The organism is Streptomyces sp. NPDC051578 (assembly GCF_044454045.1).
In the GTDB taxonomy this organism is placed as follows: Bacteria; Actinomycetota; Actinomycetes; order Streptomycetales; family Streptomycetaceae; genus Streptomyces.
In genome coordinates, this window is the sequence record NZ_JBITDH010000003.1 from 186540 (window position 1) to 195640 (window position 9101).

The 9101-nt window shown below is 73.5% G+C and carries 7 protein-coding genes; 5 read left to right on the forward strand and 2 right to left on the reverse strand.

The features are described from left to right. Positions 1 to 281: 281 nt before the first annotated feature. Positions 282 to 1826 carry an IucA/IucC family protein gene (locus tag ACIA6C_RS16910; protein WP_399277285.1) on the reverse strand — a complete coding sequence of 515 codons (1545 nt, stop codon included), beginning with the start codon at positions 1824 to 1826 and terminating at the stop codon, positions 282 to 284. 54 nt (positions 1827 to 1880) lie between these two features. Between ACIA6C_RS16910 and ACIA6C_RS16915 the strand changes: the two genes are divergently transcribed. Both ACIA6C_RS16915 and ACIA6C_RS16920 read left to right on the forward strand, forming a co-directional pair. Beyond that, positions 1881 to 3434: an IucA/IucC family protein gene (locus ACIA6C_RS16915; protein WP_399276537.1), complete on the forward strand. Its 1554-nt coding sequence runs from the start codon at positions 1881 to 1883 to the stop codon at positions 3432 to 3434. 119 nt (positions 3435 to 3553) lie between these two features. Beyond that, complete coding sequence (locus tag ACIA6C_RS16920; RefSeq protein ID WP_399276539.1) at positions 3554 to 4348, forward strand: winged helix-turn-helix domain-containing protein; 795 nt, start codon at positions 3554 to 3556, stop codon at positions 4346 to 4348. A gap of 15 nt (positions 4349 to 4363) precedes the next feature. On the opposite strand, the gene ACIA6C_RS16925 is transcribed toward ACIA6C_RS16920, so the two are convergent. Then, positions 4364 to 4681, reverse strand: coding sequence for a MarR family transcriptional regulator (locus ACIA6C_RS16925; protein WP_399276541.1), 318 nt, complete (start codon positions 4679 to 4681; stop codon positions 4364 to 4366). A 182-nt stretch (positions 4682 to 4863) separates the two neighbouring features. On the opposite strand from ACIA6C_RS16925, the gene ACIA6C_RS16930 reads away from it, so the two are divergent. From ACIA6C_RS16930 to ACIA6C_RS16940, 3 genes are all read left to right on the forward strand, one after another. Then, positions 4864 to 5817 carry a SigB/SigF/SigG family RNA polymerase sigma factor gene (locus tag ACIA6C_RS16930; RefSeq protein ID WP_399276543.1) on the forward strand — a complete coding sequence of 318 codons (954 nt, stop codon included), beginning with the start codon at positions 4864 to 4866 and terminating at the stop codon, positions 5815 to 5817. A gap of 290 nt (positions 5818 to 6107) precedes the next feature. Beyond that, positions 6108 to 7181, forward strand: a complete 1074-nt coding sequence (locus ACIA6C_RS16935) for a betaine/proline/choline family ABC transporter ATP-binding protein (RefSeq protein ID WP_366082802.1) — start codon at positions 6108 to 6110, stop codon at positions 7179 to 7181. Beyond that, positions 7181 to 8974 (forward strand): ABC transporter permease/substrate binding protein, encoded by a 1794-nt coding sequence (locus tag ACIA6C_RS16940; protein ID WP_399276546.1) that lies wholly within the window; start codon positions 7181 to 7183, stop codon positions 8972 to 8974. The genes ACIA6C_RS16935 and ACIA6C_RS16940 overlap by 1 nt, the downstream gene beginning before the upstream one ends. Positions 8975 to 9101 lie beyond the last annotated feature (127 nt).

A 9101-nucleotide genomic window follows, 5' to 3' on the forward strand; every position in this document is an offset into this window, starting at 1 on the left:
TGCCCCGCCGGAAGGTACGGCGCGGCCGGTGGCTCAACGGCTGTCCCCCGGCCGGCACGGCCCGGTCGAACGGCTCGGTCCCTGTTTCGCCGACCGGAACGGCGCGGTCGAGCGCTTCGGGCCCTGCCCCGCCGGAAGGTACGGCGCGGCCGGTGGCTCAACGGCTGTCCCCCGGCCGGCACGGCCCGGTCGAACGGCTCGGTCCCTGTTTCGCCGACCGGCACCGTGCGGTCGAGCGCTTCGGGCCCTGCCCCGCCGGCAGGCACGGCGCGGCCGGTGGCTCAAACGCTGCCCCGCCGACCGCTGATCGGGTGGGGCAGCTCCGCCCACTGGTCGCCGGGAACACCGGGGCTGAGCCGCATCAGCGTCAGGGCCTTCACCGGGATCGGCTCCCGTGCCAGGGCTTCGCTGTCGGCCGTCGGCGCCAGTGAGGTGAGCTCCGCCAGGGCTTCGCCGAGCGCCGGTGCGGAGCCCACGGTCGCCGCGAGGGCCCCGGCCACCGCCGAGCCGAACACCTTGCGCCGCAGCGCCGCCACGTCGTCGGTGATCTGCCGGCCCGATACGGCGGGCACGGGCAGGCCGTGCCGGGCCAGCCGGGTTGGGCTGATCCGGATGTCACCGAGGTCGCGGTAGACGAGCCGCACCGGGGCGCCGTCGGGGGAGAGGACGACCAGCAGGTTCTGCCCGTGCGCCTCCAGCGCGACCCCGAGGTCCAGTACCTCCAGGCACACCGACAGGACGAGCCGCGCGAACTGGCCGCGCCAGGCCGCCGACCGCACGGGCGCCGTGCCCGCCAGCGCCGCGACGGGAACCACCCGCTCGCCCGGGCCCGCGTACGTCTCCGGCGGCTCGCGGAGCACCGCCGCCAGGTCGGGGCTGTGGGCGGTGACCGCGCCCAGCGTGCGGGTCACGTGCAGCCGCCCGTCGAGGCGCTCGGCCAGTGCCTGCGCGAAGTCGGAGAGGACCGCCGCGGTCTCCACGGACCGGCCGGAGATGTCACGGACCGAGGAGGTCAGCCGGGTGCTGAGGGCCGTCTTCACATGCGCGCCGCCCCCGGCCGGGGCGAGGGTCCGCAGCGCCATCAGCGGGTGCGCCGGGATGCCCGGGCCGGACGGGCCCCAGCGGGCCCCGGTGCTCAGGACGTGCTCCGCCTGCCAGGGGTGCACCGGGATCAGGACGTGGTCCCCGTCCCGGAGCCGCTCCGGCCAGGTCCCGCTCAAAAGGCACCGCCCGGCCGGGACGGCCACCGTCCCGAGTTCGACCAGCGGCCGGTGTTCCGGGGCGTACGCCAGCTGCTCGGCGACCGAGAAGCCGGGGCGGGAGCGGCAGTTGGGGTGGTACGGATGCCCGTCGACCACCCGCTGCTCCCATTGCCAGCCGGCCTCGGGGGCGCCGTCGAGGCCCTCGTGGGGCTGCCCGGCCCGGGACAGCGCGAGCGAGGCCGTGCTGTCGTCCAGCTCGGCGGCGAACGCGGCGCCGTGCGGCACACCCAGCGCCGCCATCAGACCCGCGGCCCGGCGGTGGACGCGCCCGTCCAGGATCAGCTCGCCGACCCGGTCACCGGTGGCGTACGGGTCGGGCAGCGGTCCTTCCAGCCGACTGCCGCCGGACGTGAACACGACCAGGGAGTCCGGCCCGCTCTCCCGGCGCTCCACCCACGGCAGCGGTTCGAAGGCCAGCGCCCGCCACAGCCGGGTGAGCACGGCCGCCCGCGCACCGCCGAGCGCCGCGGCATAGGGGGCGCCGAGCCCAGGGCGTACCCCGGCCAGTTCGGCGGCGACCGTTTCCTCGGCCGTGGAGCGGGGGGCGTGCGTGCTGCGGTCCAGGGTTCCGTTCCTCTCTCATAATTGCCTTACCCGATGATCGGTGATGATCACCGAATGGATCGAATGGAACCAGTGGACTTCAACGCCGCCGCCGACGCGTACGCCGCCACCCCGCTGCTGAACTGCCTGCTGCGCGAGACGGCCGATCCCACGGGGGAGGACGGCGTCCACCGGCTGCGCGGCAGCGGCCGGCTGCTGCGGGTGCACGGCGCCCGCCGGTCCGTGCTCGCCGAGCTGGGCACGGCGCACGGCTGGCGTCAGCTCGGCCATGCGGAGCTGGTGAAGCTGACCTCCGACGAGCTGCGCCAGTACACCGGTGTCCCCAACGACGAACTGCCGGCCGAGATCAACGACAGCCGGGACACGATCGCGGCGCTGCTGGCGGCCCGCGCCGACGCGGAGGCACCGGCGGACCCGTACGTCCTTTCGGAGCAGGCCCTCGTCATGGGGCACCCGCACCATCCGGCCCCCAAGGCCCGCGGCGGGGCACCCGCCGCGAGCTGGCTGCCCTACGCCCCCGAGGCCCACGCCCGCTTCCCGCTCCTGTTCCTCGGGGTGCGGGAGGACCAGGCCGTCGAGGAGGGCGGCCCGGCCGCCGCCGAGGCGATCGAGGAGCTCGCCGGGATCCTCGACGGGCCCCGGGCGCCCGCCGGGTACCGGTTGCTGCCGGCGCATCCGTGGCAGCTGGCCCTGATCGCCGGCCGTCCGGCGCTGCGCGAGGCCTTCGCCGACGGGCGGCTGGTGCGGCTCGGCCCGGGCAGGCGCAGCGTCTGGCCGACCGCCTCCGTCCGCACCCTGTACGTGCCGGACCCGAAAAGGGACGCGTTCGTCAAGTTCAGCCTCGACGTCCGGATCACCAACGACGTGCGCCGGCTGTGGCGGCACGACCTGCTGCGGCTGGGGCACACGGACGCCGAGGTCCGGGCGGGGTTCGACGAGCTGCGCCGGGCGGGATCGAACGCGGTGTGGCTCGCCGACCGGGGCTACCGGACGGCAGGCTTCGCCTTCGAGGAACTCGCCGTCGTCGTCCGTGACGGCCTGCACGGGCGGGTCGTGCCGGGGGCCGGGCCGCTGCTCGCGGCGGCGCTCGCCGAAGGCTTCGGGGGCAGCCCGCTCGCGGCGGCCGCGGACCCGTGCGCGTGGTGGCGGGCGTACCTGCGCCGGGTCGTGCCGCCGGTCCTGGGGCTGTTCGCCCGGCGCGGGATCGTCCTGGAGGCCCACCTGCAGAACTGCCTCGTCGCCGTGGACGGCCGGGGCATGCCGGTCCAGGCCCTCTTCCGCGACGCGGAGGGGGTCAAGCTGCCCGCGGACCTCCCGCGGGAGGCCGCCTGGCAGCGGCTCGTCTACTGCCTGGTCGTCAACCACCTCGCGGAGATCGCCGGAACGCTGGCCGAGCGGCACCCGGAGGCCGCCGGGCAGATGTGGCCCGCGGTCCGTGAGGAACTGCTGCGCTTCGACGCCGCCCATGACCTGCCCGAGATCGCCGCGCTGCTGGCCGCCCCGACGCTGCCGGCGAAGACGAACCTGCTGCTGCGGTGGACCAGGGCGGACGGCGCCGACGCGCGCTACCTGCCGTTGCCGAACCCCCTGCGCTCCGAGCGGAATTAGAGGGTACGGATTCGGCCAAGGTGGTTCCGGGAGCCTGCGACACCCGTGTCAAAGGTATAGACCACTGCTAGGTTGGTCGGGCAGACCGCAGTCCTTGGCCCCCCGTCAGAGGAGACGTCATGCCCGGCCCGGCCGCCATGCCCAAGTACCAGCGGATCGCCGCCGCGCTGCGGCAGGAACTCGCCCGAGCGGCGCTCGACGAGAGCGGGAAGCTGCCCTCCGAGCGCAGCCTCGCGGCCCGCTACGGGGTCAACCGGCAGACGGTCCGGGCCGCCCTCCAGCAGCTGCGCGCGGACGGGCTGGTCGTCACCGGCAAGCGCGGCACCCGACCGGCTCCGGCGGCCGCCGACCCCGATCCCCGGGCGCCGGCTCCGGCGGCCACCGGCCCCGCACCCCGTGCGGCGACGGCCACCGACCCCGCGCCGCGCGGGGTCGCGGCGGCGGCCGGCGTCACGCAGGGCCGGCTCACCCTCGTCACCGTGCCGCCGTCCTTCGCCGCGCCCCTCGGGATGCGCGGTGGGGAACGGACGCTGGTCCACCACCACCGCGAGCTGGGCCCGGCGGGGGAGACGCGCCGGCACGCGGTGACGTACCTGAGCCCGCACGCCGTGGCGCGCAACCCGGAGCTGGCGGACCTGCGCGAGCGGGTTGCCGTCCGGGACCTGGATCTGGCCCCCCTGGAGCGGTGGCTGGAGCGCGCCCGGGCGCAGGGCCGGACCGTCGAGACCCTCACCATGACCAGGACCACCCATCCGCCGGTCCCCGCGGCGTCCGCCGCCTGCGGGCTGACGGTCCGCCGGGCGCTCTACGACGCCGCCGGGCGCCTGCTGGCCCTCACGGACCTGGCGTTCCCCGCCTGGGACCGGCTGACCTTCCACCGCGACCGCACGGCGGACGCGTTCCGGGTGATGTGAGCCACTCCTGCGGCCCTAGCCCCCGATGCCCACGCCCGCCTCCGATGCCGAGCCGGCCTGGGTCTGGCGCGAGCCCGGGGCTCCGGCGAGGAGGGCGAGCAGGCCCGCCACCTGGACGCCCGCCTCGGCGGGGTGGCGGAACAGGGCGTTGTCGGAGATCTCGTACCGGTTGCGGCGGCCGTCCCGCACGCGCCGTAGGTATCCGTCCGTCTCCAGGTCGGTGACGATCGCTTGGACGGTGCGCTCGGTGAGGGCGCACGTCATGGCTACGTCCCTCAGCCGTACGCCGGGATCCCGGGCGATGGCCACGAGGACGCGAGCATGATTCGTCAAAAATGTCCAATTATGTCGCTGAGACGGACTGCCCATAGGCTCATGATGCGACATCTGATTCAGGTGGCGCAATACGCGAAAAGTTTTTCCGGTAATTCTTGACGTAAGAGCGGAAGCAGTCCAACATCTACCGCAGTCAAGGTCCCGCGCCGCAAGCCGACCAGCCCAAGGAGCGAACCCCCATGCCGGTCCCCGCCCCCTTCTCCCGCACCGCCGACACCGCTCGTCCGGCCGACACGGGAGTCCCCGCCCCCCGCCCCCGTCCCCACACAGCGGGCCTCCCGCTGATCGAGGACCCGCGGGAGGTGGCCCCGTCGGACGCGCGGGAACTCTCGAAGGTCTTCTTCAAGCGCCTTCGGGAGCTGTCCGAGGGCACCCCGGAGTACCAGTACGTCCGCAACACGCTCATAGAGATGAACGCCTCACTCGTCCAGTACGCCGTCCGCCGCTTCCGCGGCCGCGGCGAGGGCGGTGACATGGAAGACATCGTCCAGGTCGGGACCATCGGCCTGATCAAGGCCATCGACCGGTTCGATCCGAGCCTGGAGAACGAGTTCTCCACCCTCGCCATGCCGTACATCACCGGCGAGATCAAGCGGCACTTCCGCGACACCAGCTGGGCCGTCCACGTCCCGCGCCGGCTCCAGGAGCTGCGCATCGACATCGCCAAGGCCAAGGAAGAGCTCACCGTACGGCTCGACCGCTCGCCGACCGTCGCCGACCTCGCCGCACACCTGCGCCTCTCCGAGGACGAGGTCGTTGAGGGGCTCGTCGCCGCCAACGGTCACACCAGCGGCTCCCTCGACGCCCCGCAGTCCGAGCACGGCGACCAGACGGAGGGCCAGAGCCTCGCCGACGTCATGGGCGAGGAGGAGCCGGCCATGGAGCTGGTCGAGGACATCCAGACCCTCGCCCCGCTGCTCGAACAGCTCACCGACCGCGAGCGCCGGATGCTGCAGATGCGTTTCGGCGAGGAACTCACCCAGGCCCAGATCGGTGCGGCCCTCGGCATCTCCCAGATGCAGGTGTCGCGTCTGCTGACCCGGCTCCTGGCCCACCTTCGGGAGTCCATGCTGGCCGACCCGCAGCCGTCCGAGAGCCCCGCCGGGCGCACCGCGCCCGCCCTCCGGGCCTGACGGACTCGCGCCCGCGAAGGGCGCCGCGAAGACCGGCACCACCCACGACGCACGTCGCCACCCCCGGCGGCGTGCGTCGTCGTATGCCCGCCCCCACCCCCGCCTGCACCGTGAGGTAGATCACCTTTGCGTTTGCACTGAGCAAGGCCGGGAACGAGGGGCTCTGGAACGGAACCTTCCACCGCTCTCTCACGAGGCCGGTGCAAGGGCGGGCGGATCCCGCACCGCTCCACGGTGCGCGTCGCCCCACCGGCGCGCGAGCCGTATCCCCCACGACCCGCGAGGTGTATGTGTCCACGCTCCAGGCCGAGCACGTGTACAAGGTGTTCGGCAGACGGCCCGGCGACGACGAGGGCGACGCGGCGGTGATCCGCACGCTCGAAAACGGCACCGACCGTGAGGAACTGCGGGCGGACGGCATCACGGCCGCCGTCATCGACGCCTCCTTCCGCGTCGAGCCCGGCGAGATCTTCGTCGTCATGGGTCTGTCCGGTTCCGGCAAGTCCACGCTCCTGCGCATGCTCAACGGACTGCTGGAGCCGACGGCCGGACGCATCCTCTTCGACGGTGAGGACCTCACCGCGCTCGCCCCGGCCGAGCTGCGCCGGGTGCGTTCCACGAAGATCAGCATGGTGTTCCAGCACTTCGCACTGTTCCCGCACCGGAACGTTCTGGAGAACGCCGGCTACGGCCTGGAGGTCCAGGGCGTCCCCCGGGCCGAGCGCGAACGGCGCGCCGCCGAGGCGCTGGCGCTGTGCGGGCTCGGCGGCTGGGAGAACTCCTGGCCCGACGAGTTGTCCGGCGGCATGCAGCAGCGCGTCGGCCTCGCCCGCGCCCTCGCGACGGACGCCGACCTGCTCCTCATGGACGAGTCGTTCAGCGCCCTCGACCCGCTGATCCGCCGCGACATGCAGGACCAGCTGCTCGAACTCCAGCGCACGCTGAAGAAGACGATCGTCTTCATCACCCACGACCTCAACGAGGCCATGCGGCTCGGCGACTCCATCGCCGTCATGCGCGACGGCCGGATCGTCCAGCAGGGCACGGCCGAGGACATCCTGACCCGACCCGCGGACGACTACGTGGCCTCCTTCATCCAGGACGTCGACCGCTCCCGGGTCCTGACGGCCGACGCCGTCATGGAGGAGCCCGAGCCGCACGCCGACGCCTGCGACTGCCCCACCGTCAGCGCGGACACCCCGCTCGCCGACCTGTGCGCGGTCAGCGCCCGCGTCCCGCACCCCGTCGCCGTCACCGGCGCGGACGGCGCCGTCGTCGGCTCGGTGGGCCAGGACCGCCTCGTCGCCTTCATAGGTGACGAGCAGCGGCCCCCGATGGACTGCACCACGGAGGTGGCGGCCTGATGCCCCGCATCCACCTCGGTGCCTGGGTCGACAGCGGTGTCGACTTCCTCCAGCGCCACCTGTCCTGGCTCTTCGACGCGATCAGCTCGCTGGTCAGCGGCCTCTACGACGGCATCGACGCCGTCCTGTCCGCCCCCGCCCCCCTGCTGTTCGCCGGCATCCTCGCCGTCGGCGCCTGGTGGCTGCGCGGCCTGCTCGCGGGTCTGCTGGCCTTCGCCGGGTTCGCGCTCGTCGACTCCGTCGGCCTGTGGGACGACGCGATGTCCACCCTCTCCCTGGTCCTGGTCGCCACCCTGGTCACCCTGGTGATCGCGGTGCCGCTGGGCATCTGGGCGTCCCGCTCGGACCGGGTGAGCGCCGTGCTGCGGCCCGCCCTGGACTTCATGCAGACCATGCCCGCCATGGTCTACCTCATCCCCGGCATCATCTTCTTCGGGGTCGGCGTGGTGCCCGGCATCATCGCGACCATCATCTTCTCGCTGCCCCCGGGCGTGCGGATGACCGAGCTCGGCATCCGCCAGGTCGACGGCGAGCTGGTCGAGGCGGCCAGCGCGTTCGGCACGACCCCGCGCAACACGCTCCTACGGGTGCAGCTGCCGCTGGCACTGCCCACGATCATGGCCGGCATCAACCAGGTCATCATGCTCGGCCTGTCCATGGTCGTCATCGCCGGCATGGTCGGCGGCGGCGGACTCGGCGGCGCCGTCTACCGCGCCATCGGCAGCGTCGACATCGGCCTCGGCTTCGAGGCGGGCATTTCCATCGTCATCCTCGCCATGTACCTGGACCGGATGACCGGCGCCCTCGGGCGCCAGGTCTCCCCGCTCGGCCGGCGCGCCCTCGCCAAGGCCCGCGCCGCCACGCGGGGCGCGGCCAGGGTGTGGCAGCACCGGCCGCAGCCGGTCCACGCGCTGAGCGGCGTCGTGGTCCTGGCCCTCGTCGCGGGCGGCATCGGCATGTTCGGCGGCGGGACGGCCGCCACGACCGCCTCCGGCGTTCCCGACACCGGCAAGGGCCGCACCGTCAGCATCGGCTACATCCCCTGGGACGAGGGCATCGCCTCCACCTACCTGTGGAAGGAACTCCTGGAGCGGCGCGGCTACAAGGTCGACGCCCGCCAGCTGGAGCTGGGCGCCCTCTTCACCGGCCTCGCGGGCGGCCAGATCGACGTCCAGACCGACGCGTGGCTGCCCGTCACCCAGTCCGAGTACTGGAAGAAGTACGGGAACAAGCTCGAAGACCTGGGTGCCTGGTACGGCCCGACCTCCCTCGAACTGAGCGTCCCCTCCTACATGAAGGACGTCACCTCCCTCGCCGACCTCAAGGGCAAGGGCGACCGGTTCAAGGGCCGGATCATCGGCATCGAGCCCAGCGCGGGCGAGATGAAGATGCTCAAGGACAAGGTGCTGCCCCAGTACGGCCTCGACGGCGAGTACCAGGTCGTCGACGGCTCCACCCCCGGCATGCTCGCCGAACTCAAGCGGGCCTACGCCAAGAAGGAGCCGATCGCGGTCGTGCTCTGGTCGCCGCACTGGGCGTACGCCTCGTACGACATGAAGAAGCTCCAGGACCCGCAGGGCGCCTGGGGCAAGGGCGACGGCATCCACACCGTCACCCGCAAGGGCTTCGCCGCCGACGAGCCGGAGGTGGCGGCCTGGATGCGTTCGTTCAAGCTGACCGAGCAGCAGCTCACCGGCCTGGAGGCCAAGATCCAGGAAACCGGCAAGGGCAAGGAGCAGCAGGCCGTCCGGGCGTGGCTGGAAGCCCACCCGGAGGTCGCCCGGCTCGGCTGAGCGGGCACGCACACGGGCGCCGGGGGGGGGGGGGGCCCGGCCGGGGGGGGGGGGGCGCCCGCCGGGGGGGGCCCCCCGCCGCGCCCGCACCGCCGGCAGCGCGCCGCCCCGCCCCCCCGGCGGGCCC

Bases quoted from the DNA above. Each gene is read 5' to 3' on its own strand.
- ACIA6C_RS16915 (WP_399276537.1), top strand. From the start codon at position 1,881: ATGGATCGAATGGAACCAGTGGACTTCAACGCCGCCGCCGACGCGTAC.
- ACIA6C_RS16920 (WP_399276539.1), top strand. From the start codon at position 3,554: ATGCCCGGCCCGGCCGCCATGCCCAAGTACCAGCGGATCGCCGCCGCG.
- ACIA6C_RS16930 (WP_399276543.1), top strand. From the start codon at position 4,864: ATGCCGGTCCCCGCCCCCTTCTCCCGCACCGCCGACACCGCTCGTCCG.
- ACIA6C_RS16940 (WP_399276546.1), top strand. From the start codon at position 7,181: ATGCCCCGCATCCACCTCGGTGCCTGGGTCGACAGCGGTGTCGACTTC.